The organism is Mesorhizobium sp. M0227 (genome assembly GCF_040321855.1).
Classification (GTDB): Bacteria; Pseudomonadota; Alphaproteobacteria; order Rhizobiales; family Rhizobiaceae; genus Mesorhizobium.
Genome location: NZ_JAMYSJ010000031.1, coordinates 25590 through 41044, shown reverse-complemented (window position 1 = coordinate 41044; position 15455 = coordinate 25590). Strand labels below are relative to the sequence as shown.

15 protein-coding genes are annotated in these 15455 nt (G+C 60.6%); 14 read left to right on the top strand and 1 reads right to left on the bottom strand.

The annotated features are described in order from the left end of the window. Positions 1-2: 2 nt before the first annotated feature. A complete protein-coding gene (locus NKJ00_RS27895; protein WP_128303592.1) occupies positions 3-422 on the bottom strand; it encodes a DUF4864 domain-containing protein in 420 nt (139 codons plus the stop codon). A 266-nt stretch (positions 423-688) separates the two neighbouring features. On the opposite strand from NKJ00_RS27895, the gene NKJ00_RS27890 reads away from it, so the two are divergent. The 14 genes from NKJ00_RS27890 to NKJ00_RS27825 all read left to right on the top strand — a co-directional run bounded on the left by NKJ00_RS27890 (position 689) and on the right by NKJ00_RS27825 (position 15433). After that, on the top strand, positions 689-925 hold the full coding sequence (locus NKJ00_RS27890) for an Lrp/AsnC family transcriptional regulator (RefSeq protein WP_010909609.1): 237 nt from the start codon (positions 689-691) through the stop codon (positions 923-925). Positions 926-1096: 171 nt separating this feature from the next. After that, positions 1097-2509 (top strand): circularly permuted type 2 ATP-grasp protein, encoded by a 1413-nt coding sequence (locus NKJ00_RS27885; RefSeq protein ID WP_023812984.1) that lies wholly within the window; start codon positions 1097-1099, stop codon positions 2507-2509. A 149-nt stretch (positions 2510-2658) separates the two neighbouring features. Beyond that, complete coding sequence (locus tag NKJ00_RS27880; RefSeq protein ID WP_023812983.1) at positions 2659-3600, top strand: alpha-E domain-containing protein; 942 nt, start codon at positions 2659-2661, stop codon at positions 3598-3600. Positions 3601-3685: 85 nt separating this feature from the next. After that, a complete protein-coding gene (locus NKJ00_RS27875) occupies positions 3686-4480 on the top strand; it encodes a transglutaminase family protein (RefSeq protein ID WP_023812982.1) in 795 nt (264 codons plus the stop codon). A gap of 132 nt (positions 4481-4612) precedes the next feature. After that, on the top strand, positions 4613-5344 hold the full coding sequence (locus tag NKJ00_RS27870; RefSeq protein ID WP_023812981.1) for a proteasome-type protease: 732 nt from the start codon (positions 4613-4615) through the stop codon (positions 5342-5344). Positions 5345-5445: 101 nt separating this feature from the next. Further along, the gene (locus NKJ00_RS27865) at positions 5446-6855 is read left to right on the top strand and encodes a pyridoxal phosphate-dependent decarboxylase family protein (RefSeq protein ID WP_352612938.1); all 1410 of its coding nucleotides are present in this window, start codon (positions 5446-5448) and stop codon (positions 6853-6855) included. A 79-nt stretch (positions 6856-6934) separates the two neighbouring features. Continuing rightward, entirely contained in the window at positions 6935-7702 is a 768-nt protein-coding gene (locus tag NKJ00_RS27860; RefSeq protein WP_352632017.1) for a DeoR/GlpR family DNA-binding transcription regulator, read from the top strand. A 125-nt stretch (positions 7703-7827) separates the two neighbouring features. Continuing rightward, positions 7828-9354 (top strand): glycerol-3-phosphate dehydrogenase, encoded by a 1527-nt coding sequence (gene glpD, locus NKJ00_RS27855; protein WP_023812978.1) that lies wholly within the window; start codon positions 7828-7830, stop codon positions 9352-9354. A gap of 42 nt (positions 9355-9396) precedes the next feature. Next, positions 9397-10476 (top strand): ABC transporter ATP-binding protein, encoded by a 1080-nt coding sequence (locus tag NKJ00_RS27850; RefSeq protein WP_352612936.1) that lies wholly within the window; start codon positions 9397-9399, stop codon positions 10474-10476. A 10-nt stretch (positions 10477-10486) separates the two neighbouring features. Next, entirely contained in the window at positions 10487-11554 is a 1068-nt protein-coding gene (locus tag NKJ00_RS27845) for an ABC transporter ATP-binding protein (protein ID WP_023812976.1), read from the top strand. Further along, a complete protein-coding gene (locus tag NKJ00_RS27840) occupies positions 11555-12421 on the top strand; it encodes a carbohydrate ABC transporter permease (protein ID WP_023812975.1) in 867 nt (288 codons plus the stop codon). Between the two features lies 1 nt (position 12422). Next, positions 12423-13346 (top strand): carbohydrate ABC transporter permease, encoded by a 924-nt coding sequence (locus NKJ00_RS27835; RefSeq protein WP_027036701.1) that lies wholly within the window; start codon positions 12423-12425, stop codon positions 13344-13346. Between the two features lie 2 nt (positions 13347-13348). Next, positions 13349-13630 (top strand): DUF2160 domain-containing protein, encoded by a 282-nt coding sequence (locus NKJ00_RS27830; protein ID WP_023812973.1) that lies wholly within the window; start codon positions 13349-13351, stop codon positions 13628-13630. 78 nt (positions 13631-13708) lie between these two features. Further along, positions 13709-15433: an ABC transporter substrate-binding protein gene (locus tag NKJ00_RS27825; protein ID WP_023812972.1), complete on the top strand. Its 1725-nt coding sequence runs from the start codon at positions 13709-13711 to the stop codon at positions 15431-15433. Positions 15434-15455: the final 22 nt, after the last annotated feature.

Sequence of the window (15455 nt, the reverse complement as noted above, 5' to 3'; positions counted from 1 at the left end):
CCTCAAGTGCTGAGCGAATTGGAGGCGCGCAGGCTGCAGCCGGTGATCTGGAACGTGCCGTCGGGCTGTTGCTGCAACGTGTAAACCGCCTCGTAGTCCTTGCCGTCGGGACCGACGATCAGTACTTGCTGGACAATCGAACCCGGAGCCGTCTCCTCGACCTTGCCGAAGGAATAGGTTTGCGGCTTGCGCACCGGCGGGTAGCCGTTTGTCACCATGTTCATGAAGGCGTCGACGGTCGGGAAGATACGCTTCACATTCGGGGCGGCGAAGCTGTAGGCGGTGGCGCCGTCATTGGCGATGAGGGCCTTCAACTGGCCATCAATGACGGACTGGCCTGCCTTGATCTCGGCATCGCCTGCCAATGCCGACGACACAAAGAGGAATGGAACGACTGCGATTGCGAAAAAGGCGTGGCGCATGGCCTGTCTCCGTTATCCCGCGAAATATCTTCCCTCAAAAATGGTGCTGTCCGAAGACGCATCATAACATACGCTTGGCAGCGCATCGCGGTTTCAGCGATTGCGAATAATCGCTGGCGATCGGCGGCAGGTTGCATGCTGGTGTAGGGGCTGCGGGAGGTTGCAGCCCAGGCCTGGGCCGGCTGAGTACGGATTCCAGCGCTTGAAAGCCCGCCTCCAGTCTGCCAGAAGGGCCGCTGGACTTGGACGTTTAGCGGGACGAAGCCATGAAGGCGTTTTTCGTGCAGATCAAATGCGAGCTCGGCAAATCCTATGAGGTTGCCAGCGCGCTTGCCGATGCCGAGATCGCCTCGGAAATCTACTCCACCGCCGGCAATTACGATCTGCTCGCCAAATTCTACGTCGACGACGAGGAAGACGTCGGCCATTTCGTCAACGAAAAGGTGCAGATTCTCCCCGGCATCAAGGACACGTTCACCGTCGTCACGTTCCGCGCTTTCTAGCTGGCAAACGCATTTGCCCGGGCACGAGGCAAAGGCTGACCAAGGTCATATTTCACCTGCCTCAATTTTAGGCAGGCGCAACATACTGATCGCCCGTATCTCCCAAATCACCGATTGCGCTTGATTTTCTCCGGCGACGCCAGTGAAATGGCGTCACAGGGGAGTATGCGATTGGCAGCGTTCGATGAAATGCTTCCGGAAGTCTCCGGATTGAGAAGACCGTATTCGGCTTATGATCGCTGGCTGAAGGAGCAGGACCCAGCCAGGTTGACCGAGAAGATGCAGGACGCCGAACGCGTCTTCCGCAAGACCGGTATCACCTTCGCCGTTTATGGCGAGCAGGAAGCCTCCGAGCGGCTGATCCCGTTCGACATCGTTCCCCGCATCATTTCAGGCAATGAATGGCGGCGCCTCACGCAGGGCATAGAGCAGCGCGTGCAGGCGCTGAACGCCTTCCTCGACGACATCTATCATCGCCAGGAAATCCTGCGCGCAGGGCGCGTCCCCAGGGAATTGATCGCCAGGAACGAGGCCTTCCTGCCGGAGATGATCGGGGTCAGGCCGCCGGCCGGCGTCTACACCCATATCATCGGCGTCGACATCGTCCGCATCTCGGAGGACGAATTCTACGTGCTGGAGGACAATGCGCGCACACCGTCGGGCGTCTCCTATATGCTGGAGAACCGCGAGACGATGATGCAGCTGTTCCCCGAGCTGTTCCAGAAGATCAAGGTGCGGCCGGTGGAAAACTACCCTCAGCTTCTGCGCCAGTCGCTGGCGGCGGTGCGGCCGCAAAGCACAAAGGGTGCGCCGACCATTGCGGTGCTGACGCCCGGCAGTTTCAACTCCGCCTATTTCGAACACGCCTTCCTCGCCGACCAGATGGGCGTGCAACTGGTCGAAGGCCAGGATCTGCGGGTCGTCGACGGGCATGTCGCGATGCGCACGACCGAAGGCTACAAGCAGATCGATGTGCTTTACCGCCGCGTCGATGATTCCTTCCTCGACCCGCTGACCTTCCGGCCGGACTCCGCACTTGGCATACCCGGCATCATGGATGTCTATCGGGCCGGCAACATCACCATCGCCAACGCGCCGGGCACCGGCATTGCCGACGACAAGGCGATCTATTCCTACATGCCCGAGATCATCGAATTCTACACCGGCCGCAAGGCGATCCTGGGCAACATCCCAACCTGGCGCTGCTCGGAGCCGGACAGCCTGAAATACGTGCTCGAACACATCGACGAACTGGTGATCAAGGAAGTGCACGGTTCCGGCGGCTACGGCATGCTGGTTGGGCCGGCAGCAACCAAGAAGGAATGCGAGACGTTTGCCAAGAAACTCCAGGCAAAACCTTCGAATTACATCGCCCAGCCGACGCTCGCGCTGTCGACATGCCCGATCCTGACGGAAAAGGGGTTGGCGCCGCGCCATGTCGATCTCAGGCCTTATGTGCTGGTCTCCGACCGCATCCAGATCGTGCCCGGCGGGCTGACCCGCGTCGCGCTGAAGGAAGGCTCGCTGGTGGTCAATTCCTCGCAGGGCGGCGGGACGAAGGATACGTGGGTGCTGGATGATTGAAGTGAGTGAGTAAGGAATTAGGCAGTAGGCAGCAGGCAGCAGGCAGTAGTGGAAGCAGAGGACAGGGAAATGCCATATTCCATTGAGATTCAAACTCTTACTATTCCCTACTGCCTATTCCCTACTCACTAGCCCGAGGGGCCAATTCAATGCTTTTAGGCCGCACCGCCAACGGGCTCTATTGGATGAACCGCTATATCGAGCGGGCGGAAAACATGGCGCGCTTGGTCGATGCCGGCCTGCGCATGGCGCTGACCCGCACGCAGAGCGCCTCGGAAGAGTGGAGTTCGGTGCTGCTCAGCGCCGGTTCCGACGTCACCTTCAGCCAGAAATATTCTGACTATACCGCCGCCAATGTCGCCGACTTCCTGTTGCGCGACACGTCGAACCCGTCGAGCACGATGGCGTCGATCGAGACGGCCCGCAACAATGCCCGCATGGTGCGTACCGCGCTGACGCGCGAAACCTGGGAAAGCATCAACGAAGCCTGGATGTCGCTGAAGCGGATGCTGGCCAGGCCGATCGACGAGCGCGACCTGCCCAGCGTGCTCGACGCCATCAAGCGCGAGACGGCGCTGATCCGCGGCTCATTCTACGGCACCATGCTGCGCAACGAGATCTTCGACTTCTCGCAGCTCGGCACTTATGTCGAGCGCGCGGACAACACGGCGCGCATCCTCGACGTGAAATATTATGTGCTGCTGCCGTCGATCTCCTGGGTCGGCTCGACGCTCGACAATTATCAGTGGGAATCGATCCTGCGTTCGGTCTCGGCGCATCGCTCCTATCGCTGGGTCTACGATGCCGATTACAAGCCGACCAACATTGCCGATTATCTGATCCTCAACGTTCGTATGCCGCGCTCGCTGATGTTCTGCTATCGCTTCCTGTCGGAGCATCTGAAATTCCTCGGCGACGATTACGGCGAACGCCATGCCTGCCACGCAACGGCCGAGAAGACGCAGACAATGCTGAGAGCCGGGTCGATCAAGGGCATATTCGACGCCGGCCTGCATGAATTCCTGGCCAATTTCATTCGCGACAACACCAAGCTGGGCGAAGAGATCGCACAAGATTATCGGTTCAATTGAGCATGGTCCCGAAAGGTGGAGCCGGTTTTCTCAGACAAATGGAAACCGTTTGTCCGGAGATCGTGCTCACAAACGGAATAGATGCATGCGGCTGAAGATCACCCATCGGACCGAATACCGCTACGATGCGCCGGTGCACTATCTGTTGCAGCGGCTGCGGTTGCTTCCGGTCAGCGGATCGACGCAGACTGTTCTGTCCTGGGCTCTGGCGATCGAAGGCGCGCGCGAAGAGGTCCGCTTCGTCGACCATTTCGGCAACGACACAAGGCTGTTGAGCGTCGAGGGCGAGCGCGACTTCATCACTGTGGAAGCATCAGGCGAAGTGGTGACGCGCGACACCGCGGGTGTCTCGGGACCACACCAGGGCTTTACGCCGCTCTGGCTGTACAGCCATGAGACACCATTGACGACGATCGGCAGCGGTGTTCGCGATCTCGCCGCGTCGGTCGGCAAGGGCAGCGACATTGAAAGGCTGCACCGGCTGATGGCCATCATCGGCGAACGCGTCGCCTACACGCCCGGCACCACCAACGCGACGACGCCGGCGGAGGAAGCCTTGGCGCTCAAGACCGGGGTCTGCCAGGATCATACCCATATCTTTGCCGCCGCCGCCCGCGCCATGGGCTTTCCAGCTCGCTATGTCAGCGGCTATCTGATGCTGGATGCCACGGTCGAGCAGGCGGCCAGCCATGCCTGGGCCGAAGCGCATGTCTCGGGTCTCGGCTGGGTTGCCTTTGATGCCGCCAATGGCATTTCACCCGACGAGCGTTATGTAAAGGTGGCAACGGGCCGCGATTACCGCGACGCCACGCCGGTGTCGGGAATTCGGCTGGGACAGGCGGAAGAACGGCTTGCGGTCACCGTCACGGTGGAGCAGTAATCCTCCGCACGATTGCTGCCGAGCGATTCATCGTTTCAAGGAACGCCGAACCGCTCTATCCCCTTGTTTTAACGCAATTCCGCACGGAAAACCGCTTCACACTTTTCCTGGAATTGCTCTAGAAGAGATTCCATGACCTATTGCGTTGGCCTGAAGATCGACCGCGGGCTCGTGTTCATGTCGGACACGCGCACCAATGCAGGCATGGATTCCATCTCCACCTTTCGCAAGATGCATGTCTGGGAAGAGCCGGGCGAGCGTGTCATCGTTTTGATGTCGGCGGGCAATCTGGCGACGACGCAGGCCGTGGTCAGCCTGCTCGACGAGCGCACCAAGGCGATCTCCGAAAGGCATTCTACGGTGCTCGAAACGCCGTCGATGTACCAAACGGTCCGCATTGTTGGTGACACGGTCAAGGAGGTCATCGCCAATTCGTCACCCGCTGGCGAAAAGGCGGATTCCTATTTCAATGCGTCCTTCATCCTCGGCGGTCAGATCAAGGGCAGCGAGCCGCGCCTGTTCATGATCTATCCCGAAGGCAATTTCATCGAATCGACCGATGACACGCCGTTTTTCCAGATCGGCGAGACCAAATACGGCAAGCCGATCATCATCCGCGCCTACGAAAGGACGATGAGCCTGGCCGAGACGGTGAAGCTGCTTTTGGTGTCGTTCGATTCGACGTTGAAGTCGAACCTGTCCGTCGGCTTGCCGCTCGACCTGCTCTTCCTGGAGAAGGACGCCTTCAAGGTCGGATTGAAGAAGCGGATCGGCCAGGATGACCAGTACTACCGCACGATCTCCGACGGCTGGTCGAATGCGCTGAAGACGGCCTTTGCCAGCCTGCCGGATTTCCCCGGCTGAGGCGTGCGGCATCCGTTGCTGGTTGCATATATTTCACGCGTTAATTAATAAGGAGGCCAGCCGCGATGGATGGTGGCGGTCGATCATGTCGGGAGGACAGGATGAACAACGATGATTTCCGGCAATGGTCGCGGCGCGCCGCCGACTGGGGCGCTGACTATCGCAACAATCTGCGCGACCGCCCCGTGCGGCCACTGGTAGAACCCGGCGCCATTTCTGGAAGCATTGAGGTTTCGCCGCCCGAAGACGCCGAACCGATGGACCGGATCTTCGCCGACTTCGAAGAGAAGATCCTGCCGGGAATGACGCATTGGCAGCATCCGCGTTTCTTCGCCTATTTCCCGGCCAATGCGGCGCCGGTCTCGGTGGTGGCGGAATATCTGGTTTCGGCGATGGCCGCGCAATGCATGCTCTGGCAAACGTCGCCGGCGGCGACCGAACTCGAAACGCGCACCGTCGACTGGATGCGCCAGGCGCTCGGCCTGCCCGAAGGGTTTTCCGGGGTGATCCAGGATTCAGCCTCGTCGGCGACACTGGCCGCGGTGCTGACCATGCGCGAGCGGGCGCTCGATTGGCAAGGCAACAAACAAGGCCTGGCAGGGCAGGCGCGGCTGCGCATCTATTCCTCCGATCAGGTGCACACGTCGATCGACCGGGCGATCTGGGTGTCCGGCATCGGCGAGGACAATCTCGTGCGCATTCCGGTCGGCGGCCGCTTTCGCGCCATGGACACGGCAGCACTCGAGGCGGCAATCGCCGCCGACCTGGAAGCCGGCATGCAGCCGGCCGGCATCATCGCTTGCGTAGGCGGCACCAGCACCGGCGGCACCGACGACATTGCAGCGGTTGTCGAGGTCGCACGGCGGCATGGGCTTTATCTTCACGTCGACGCCGCATGGGCGGGATCGGCGATGATCTGTCCGGAGTATCGGCATTTCTGGACAGGCGTCGAAGGCGCCGATTCGATCGTCTTCAATCCGCACAAATGGCTGGGCGCGCAGTTCGACTGCTCGATCCAGTTCCTGCGCGATCCCGAGAGCCATGTCAGGACGCTGGCCATCAAGCCGGATTATCTGAAGACGCACGGTCATGACGGCATCATCAACTATTCCGAATGGTCGGTGCCGCTTGGCCGGCGCTTCCGCGCGCTGAAATTGTGGTTCCTGCTGCGCGCCCATGGCCTGGAAAATCTGCGCACGATGATCCGCAATCATGTCGGGTGGAGCGAAGGGTTGGCGGCGCGGCTGGCAAGGGAGCCGGATTTCGAGATCGTCAGCGAACCGATGCTGTCGTTGTTCTCGTTCCGACACAAGACCGCAACCGATGCGGACGAGCACAATCTGCGCCTGGTCAATGCGATCAATGACGATGGCCGTATTTACCTGACGCAGACGAGGGTCGACGACAGGATCGCAATCCGGTTCCAGGTCGGACAGTTCGAGGCGACCGCCGCCGATGTCGATGCGGCTTTTGTCGTCATTACTGAAGTAGCACGTGGCCTGGATCGCTGATTTCGTTAGCCGGCTTATGCCTTTCCATCGATTTCGTTTTCGACTATAGACAAGAAAAACGAAAACGGGAGGTTGCCCCATGTATCTGTCGCCACGCCATGCCGAGATTATCCAGATGGCCAAGGATCATGGCCGCGTGCTGGTAGATGATCTGGCCACCCACTTCAATGTGACGCCGCAGACCATACGCAAGGATCTCAACGATTTGTGCGACCAGCGGCTGCTCTCGCGCATCCATGGCGGCGCGCTGTACCCCTCCGGCATCGAGAACATGGAGTATGAGGCGAGACGCAAGATCGCCGCCGACGAAAAGGAGGCGATCGGCCGTGCGGCCGCCAGGTTGATTCCCGACAATGCCTCGCTGTTCATCAACATCGGCACCACGACAGAGTCGGTCAGCAAGGCGTTGCTCGATCACAACGGTCTCATGGTCATCACCAATAACATCAATGTTGCCAATAGGATGCGGATATATCCGTCGATCGAGGTGGTGATTGCGGGTGGTGTCGTGCGCGGGTCCGATGGCGGTGTGGTCGGCGAGGCGGCGGTCGACTTCATCAGGCAGTTCAAGGTCGACTACGCGGTGATCGGTGCATCCGCCATCGACCATGACGGCGCCTTGCTCGATTTCGATTTTCGCGAGGTCAAGGTGGCGCAGGCGATCATCGCCAATGCAAGGCATGTCATCCTGGTTTCCGACCAGACCAAATTCGAGCGAACCGCACCGGTGCGCATCGGCCATCTGTCGCAGGTCAACACCTTCATCACCGATCGTTGCGACATCCCGTCAGTGCGCAAGATCTGCCAGGACGCCGAGGTTCAGCTGATCGAGACGTCGCTCGCCTAGGCGGTTTTCACCCGATATCACGCGCTCGCGATATTTCGTTTGACATTCGTTATCATTTCGAAATAATTCCGACACGGTTTCGTAAAAGCCCAAAAATGGTGCAATGCGAAATCGTTGGAGGAATTGTGGACGCATCTCCGATCCGTGACATTTTCGTCATAGGTGGCGGCATCAATGGCTGCGGCATTGCCCGTGATGCCGTCGGTCGTGGCTTTTCCGTGTTTCTCGCCGAGATGAACGACCTCGCCAGCGGAACCTCCTCGGGTTCGACCAAATTGATCCATGGCGGCCTGCGCTACCTCGAATTCTACGAATTCCGCCTGGTGCGCGAGGCGCTGATGGAGCGCGAGGTTTTGTGGAAGAACGCGCCGCACATCATCTGGCCAATGCGCTTCGTGCTGCCCTATGCCAAGGGCCTGCGCCCGGCCTGGCTGATCAGGCTCGGTCTCTTCCTCTACGACCACATTGGCGGGCGCAAATTGCTGCCCGCGACCCGGACGCTGGACATGGCCAGGGATCCGGCCGGTAAGCCTTTGAAGCCGCTGTTCAAGAAGGCCTTCGAATATTCTGATGGCTGGGTCAATGACGCGCGGCTGGTGGCGCTGAACGCACGTGATGCCGCCGACCGCGGCGCCACGGTTCGCACCCGCACGAAAGTGACCGGCGCGCGCCGCGAAAACGGCCTGTGGGCAATCCAGATCGAGGATCTGCAGACCGGCGAGACCGAGGAGATCAAGGCGCGACTGCTGGTCAATGCCGCCGGCCCCTGGGTCGATCATGTGCTGTCCGGCGTCGTCGGGCTCAACGATGTGCACAATGTTCGTCTCGTGCAGGGCAGCCACATTGTCATCGCCAGGAAGTTCGACGATCCACGCGCGTATTTCTTCCAGAACAAGGATGGCCGCATCATCTTCGCCATTCCCTATGAGGAAGAGTTCACCCTGATCGGCACCACCGACCAGGATTATCCCGGCGATCCGCATGACGTGAAGATCAGCGACACCGAGATCGATTATCTCTGCGCCGCGGCAAGCGAATATTTCGCCCAACCCGTCAAGCGCTCGGACATCGTTTGGACCTATTCGGCCGTCCGTCCGCTCTATGATGACGGCGCCTCCAAGGCGCAGGAAGCGACGCGCGACTATGTGCTCAAGGCCGATGGCGGCGAGGGCGCCGCCCCGATCGTCAACGCCTTCGGCGGCAAGATCACCACCTATCGCCGGCTGTCGGAATCGATGCTGGAAAAGATCGAGGGTTTTCTCGGCAAGCGCGGCAAGCCGTGGACGGCAAACGCGCCACTGCCGGGCGGCGATTTCCCGGCCACCGGTTTCGATGCCGAAGTGGCGAAATTGAAAACCGCTTATCCATTCCTCGACGCGCGCCTGGCTCGCCGGTTGACCCGGCTCTATGGAACCCGCGCGAGGATGCTGTTGGGGCTGGCCAAATCGAACGTCGATCTCGGCCGCAACTTCGGCGCCGATCTCTATGAGGCCGAGGTGCGCTATCTCGTTCAAAACGAATGGGCCGTCACATCAGAAGATGTATTGTGGCGCCGGACCAAGCGCGGTCTGCATCTCAGCCGCGAGCAGGTGGCGGCGCTCGATGAATTCATGCGCGGCATAAGCCGGCGCCATGTCGCGGCTGCCGAATGAAGAGGGGTTTGAGCTGATGCGGAAGGCCTGGGAGGAGGCGTCATGCTGGAACTGAGAAACGTCACCAAGACGGTCGGTGCGGTCGAGCATATAAGCGACGTGTCGCTGACGCTCCAGCACGGCTCGCTCAACGTCCTGCTCGGACCGACGCTTTCGGGCAAGACCAGCTTGATGCGGCTGATGGCCGGCCTCGATGTGCCAACCTCCGGTTCGATCTGGTTCGACGGTCAGAATGTCACCGGCGTGCCGGTGCAGAAGCGCAAGATCGCCATGGTCTACCAGCAGTTCATCAACTATCCGGCGATGACCGTCTATGAGAACATCGCTTCGCCGCTGCGGGTAGCCGGCATCGAGCAGGCCAGGATCGACAGCCAGGTAGGTGAAGCCGCCGCACTTCTCAAGCTGACACCCTATCTCGACCGCACGCCGCTCAGCCTGTCCGGCGGCCAGCAGCAGCGCACCGCACTGGCGCGCGCCATCGTCAAGAACGCCAGCCTGGTCCTGCTCGATGAACCGCTCGCCAATCTCGACTACAAATTGCGCGAGGAACTGCGCGCCGAATTGCCCAGGATATTCGCCGCCGCCGGCACCATCTTCGTCTACGCCACCACCGAGCCGCACGAGGCCCTGCTGCTTGGCGGCAACACGGCGACGCTTTCGCAAGGCAAGATCACCCAGTTCGGACCGACCATCGAGGTGTTCCGCAAGCCGGTAGATCTGGTGACAGCCAGGACGTTTTCCGATCCGCCGCTTAACACCATCGTGCTCGCCAAGAAGGGTCGGGATTTCCTGCTCGAGGGCGGCGTGAACCTACCGGTGCCGGCCGAACTCTCCGGCATTGCCGACGCCATCTATACGATCGGTTTTCAGCCGCACCACTTGTCGCTCGAGCGGCCCAATGCGGCGGCGGTGCCGGTGCGTGCCAAGGTGACGATCACCGAGATCACCGGATCGGAGAGCTTCATCCATCTCGATTTCGCCGATGCGCGCTGGGTCATGCTGACCCATGGTATCAGGCATTTCGAGCCAGACGAGGTGGTCGAGGTGTTCATCGATCCGCGCCACATCATGGTTTTCGACGAGCACGGCAGCGCCGTGACTGCGTCGAAGCTGGCGGCTTGAGGGCAAAGAGATGGCACGCATCGACGTCAACCATGTCCGACATTCCTACCTGCCGAACCCGCAGAAAGATGCCGATTTCGCGCTGCGGGAAGTGCATCATGTCTTCGAGGACGGCGGCGCCTATGCGCTGCTCGGGCCCTCCGGTTGCGGCAAGACCACGCTGCTCAACATCATTTCGGGATTGTTGCACCCCTCGCACGGCCAGTTGCTGTTCAACGGCAAGGACGTGACCAATTTATCGACGCAGGAGCGCAACATCGCGCAGGTGTTCCAGTTCCCGGTCATTTACGACACCATGACCGTCTACGATAATCTGGCCTTCCCGCTGCGCAACCGCGGCGTGCCGGAAGCCGATGTCGACCGCAAGGTTCGCGAGACGTTGGAGATGATCGATCTGGCGTCCTGGGCGAAGAAGAAGGCGAGGGGCCTGACCGCCGACCAGAAGCAGAAGATCTCGCTCGGCCGCGGGCTGGTGCGCTCCGACGTCAACGCCATCCTGTTCGACGAGCCGCTGACCGTCATCGATCCGCACATGAAGTGGGTGCTGCGCTCGCAGCTGAAGCAGTTGCACCGCCGCTTTGGCTACACCATGGTCTATGTGACCCACGACCAGACCGAGGCGCTGACCTTCGCCGAGCAGGTCGTGGTCATGTATGATGGCGGCATCGTGCAGATCGGCACACCGGCCGAATTGTTCGAACGGCCACGCCATACCTTTGTCGGTTATTTTATCGGCTCGCCGGGCATGAACGTCATGCCGGTGGCGATCGACGGCAAGACGGCGACACTCGGCTCGCAGCGCATCGAACTGCCGGGCGCGCCAAAGGCAGGCAGCGGCGCCGTCGAGCTCGGCATCCGTCCCGAATATGTCCGGCTCGGCCGCGAAGGCATGGCCGTGCAGGTCAGCAAGGTCGAGGATCTCGGCCGCCACAAGGTGGTGCGCGCCAAGCTCGAAGGCCGCGATATTTCTGCCGTGATCGGTGAGGACGAGACCCTGCCCGCCGATCCGAAGGTGCGGTTCGACCCGGCCGGCATCAACATCTATGCCGATTCCTGGCGTGTCGAGATGGAGGCCTAGATGGAGAAGACCTGGAACAACAAGGCCTGGTTTATGGTGCTGCCGGTTCTTCTGCTGGTGGCGTTCTCGGCGGTGATCCCGCTGATGACGGTGGTCAACTATTCGGTGCAGGACACGTTCGGAAACAACGTCTTCTTCTGGAACGGCTCGGACTGGTACACCGAAATCCTGGAGTCGGAACGCTTCTGGCTGTCGATGGTCCGCAACCTGATCTTTTCCGCAACCATCCTCGCCATCGAGATTCCGCTCGGCATCTTCATCGCTCTTAACATGCCCAAGAAAGGCTGGGGCGTGCCAGTCTGCCTGGTGCTGATGGCTCTGCCGCTGCTGATCCCGTGGAACGTCGTCGGCACGATTTGGCAGGTATTCGGCCGCATCGACATTGGCCTGCTCGGCTACACGCTGTCGGCGCTCGGCTTCGACTACAACTACGTCAACGATCCGACTGATGCCTGGGTGACGGTCATCCTGATGGACGTATGGCACTGGACAAGCCTCGTCGTTCTGCTCTGCTACGCCGGACTGGTCTCGATCCCCGATGCTTTCTACCAGGCGGCCAAGATCGACGGCGCCTCACGCTGGGCAGTGTTCCGCTACATCCAGCTGCCGAAGATGAACCGCGTGCTTCTGATTGCAGTGCTGCTGCGCTTCATGGACTCGTTCATGATCTACACCGAGCCGTTCGTCGTCACGGGCGGAGGCCCTGGCAATTCGACGACGTTCCTGTCGATAGACCTGGTCAAGATTGCGATCGGTCAGTTCGATCTCGGGCCGGCGGCCGCCATGTCGATCATCTACTTCCTGATCATCCTTTTGCTGTCTTGGGTGTTCTACACCGTCATGACCAATGTCGATGCGGAGCGCTGAGATGAGCGGCGCCAACGAAGGAACGACGAGGCAGGACCGAGTGCGTGAGACGGCGGTTTCGGACGGGCTCGCCAGCACATTGTCGCAGGACCAGCTTGCGCGGCTGATGCGCCGGCGCGGCGAAGAATCCCGGTTCTGGTGGTTGGTGCCAACGATCTACATCATCTTTCTGATGCTGCCGATCTACTGGCTGGTCAATATGAGCTTCAAGACCAATCAGGAGATTCTGGGCGCGTTTTCGCTGTGGCCGAAGAGCCCGACCCTGGCCAACTACATCGTGATCTTCACCGACCCGTCCTGGTACAAGGGCTACATCAATTCGATCATCTATGTCGTCATGAACATGGTGATCTCGGTTTCGGTGGCGCTGCCGGCGGCCTACGCTTTCTCGCGCTACCGGTTCCTCGGCGACAAGCACCTCTTCTTCTGGCTGTTGACCAACCGCATGGCGCCGCCGGCAGTGTTCGCGCTGCCGTTCTTCCAGCTCTATTCGGCGTTCGGGCTGATCGACACGCATATCGCGGTGGCGCTGGCGCACTGCCTGTTCAACGTGCCGCTGGCGGTCTGGATCCTCGAGGGTTTCATGTCCGGCGTGCCGAAGGAGATCGACGAGACCGCCTATATCGATGGCTATTCCTTCCCGCGCTTCTTCCTGAAAATCTTCATGCCGCTGATCGCAAGCGGCGTCGGCGTGGCCTGCTTCTTCTGCTTCATGTTCTCATGGGTCGAACTGCTGATCGCGCGCACCTTGACCACGACGGCCGCCAAACCGATCGCGGCGATCATGACGCGTACGGTCTCGGCCTCCGGGCTCGACTGGGGCGTGCTGGCCGCCGCCGGCGTGCTCACCATCCTTCCAGGCGCGCTCGTGATCTGGTTCGTCCGCAACTACATCGCCAAGGGCTTTGCCCTAGGGAGGGTATGACCATGAACCTCACCTGGATGGCATGGACGCTGCCAACGGCGATCTTTTTCATCACGATCCTGGTACTGCTCTGTGGCATGGCGGTCTGGGAATACGCCTCGCCTGGCGGCAATCCCCGGGTCGGCCTCCTGCGCTTCGAGACGACGCGCGGCGACCGCCTCTTTGTTTCGCTGCTCGGCAGCGCCTTTATCCATCTCGCTTGGCTGGGTCTTGTCGGACCCAACCTGTGGTGGGCTCTCGCTCTCTCCGTAGTCTACGCCGTCGGCGTGTTCCGCTACGTATAGAGGGGGAAACTGTTGGAGCGACCGCGTGCCGACGGCCGCTCCAGATCGCACTTGAAACTTGAAAAGTGGAGGAACGAAATGCGAAGGCAATTTTTAACATCAACGACTGCGCTTGTCCTGCTCTGGGGAGCAGGCCAGGCCTATGCCGGAATGGACGAAGCCAAGACTTTCCTCGATACCGAAATCAAGGACTTGTCGACGCTCGATCGCGGCGCCCAGGAAGCCGAATTGCAATGGTTCATCGATGCCGCGAAGCCTTTCGCCGGGATGGACATCAAGGTGGTCTCCGAGACCATCGATACGCATAGCTATGAGTCCAAGGTCTTGGCGCCCGCCTTCACCGCGATCACCGGCATCAAGATCACTCACGACCTGATCGGCGAAGGCGATGTCGTCGAGAAGCTGCAGACGCAGATGCAGTCGGGCGAAAACATTTACGACGCCTACGTCAACGACTCCGACCTGATCGGCACCCACTGGCGGTACCAGCAGGCGCGCAGCCTGACCAAGTGGATGGCGAATGAGGGCAAGGATGTCACCAATCCCAACCTCGACCTCGCCGACTTCATCGGCACCAAGTTCACGACCGCTCCGGACGGCGACCTCTACCAGCTGCCCGACCAGCAGTTCGCGAATCTCTACTGGTTCCGCTACGACTGGTTCAACGACGAGAAGAACAAGGCCGATTTCAAGGCCAAGTACGGCTACGACCTCGGCGTTCCGGTCAACTGGTCGGCCTATGAGGACATCGCCGAGTTCTTCACCGGCCGCGAAATCGACGGCAAGAAGGTCTATGGCCACATGGACTACGGCAAGAAGGACCCCTCGCTCGGCTGGCGGTTCACCGATGCCTGGCTGTCCATGGCCGGCAATGGCGACAAGGGCCTGCCGAACGGTCTTCCGGTCGACGAATGGGGCATCAAGGTCAACGAGAAGTCGCAGCCTGTCGGCTCGTGCGTCGCGCGCGGCGGCGACACCAACGGCCCGGCTTCCGTATATTCGATCCAGAAGTACCTGGATTGGCTGAAGGCCTATGCGCCGCCGGAAGCCCAAGGCATGACGTTCGGCGAATCCGGCCCCGTCCCGTCGCAGGGCACGGTCGCGCAGCAGATGTTCACCTACACCGCCTTCACCGCCTCCTTCGTCAAGGAAGGGCTGCCGGTCGTGAACGCGGACGGCACCCCGAAATGGCGCTTTGCTCCCTCGCCGCATGGCGTCTACTGGAAGGACGGCATGAAGCTCGGCTACCAGGACGTGGGTTCATGGACGCTTCTCAAGTCCACGCCTGACGATCGCGCCAAGGCCGCCTGGCTCTATGCGCAGTTCGTCGTATCGAAGACGGTCGACGTGAAGAAGAGCCATGTCGGCCTGACGCTGATCCGCGAGTCGACGATCCAGGACAAGAGCTTCACGGAACGCGCTCCGAAGCTCGGCGGCCTGATCGAGTTCTACCGCTCGCCGGCCCGTGTTCAGTGGTCGCCGACCGGAACGAACGTTCCGGACTATCCGAAGCTGGCACAGCTCTGGTGGCAGGCGATCGGCGATGCGTCGTCGGGTGCCAAGACGGCACAGGAGGCGATGGACTCGCTTTGCTCTGAGCAGGAAAAGGTCATGGAACGCCTGGAAAAGGCCGGCATCCAGGGCGATATCGGCCCGAAGATGGCCGAAGAGCATGACCTCGCCTACTGGAACGCCGACGCGGTCAAGAAGGGCAATCTCGCTCCTCAGTTGAAGATCGAGAACGAGAAGGAAAAGCCGGTCACCATCAATTACGACGAGCTGGTGAAGAGCTGGCAAAAGTAAGACTGTTCTAAGCGGGCGTCTG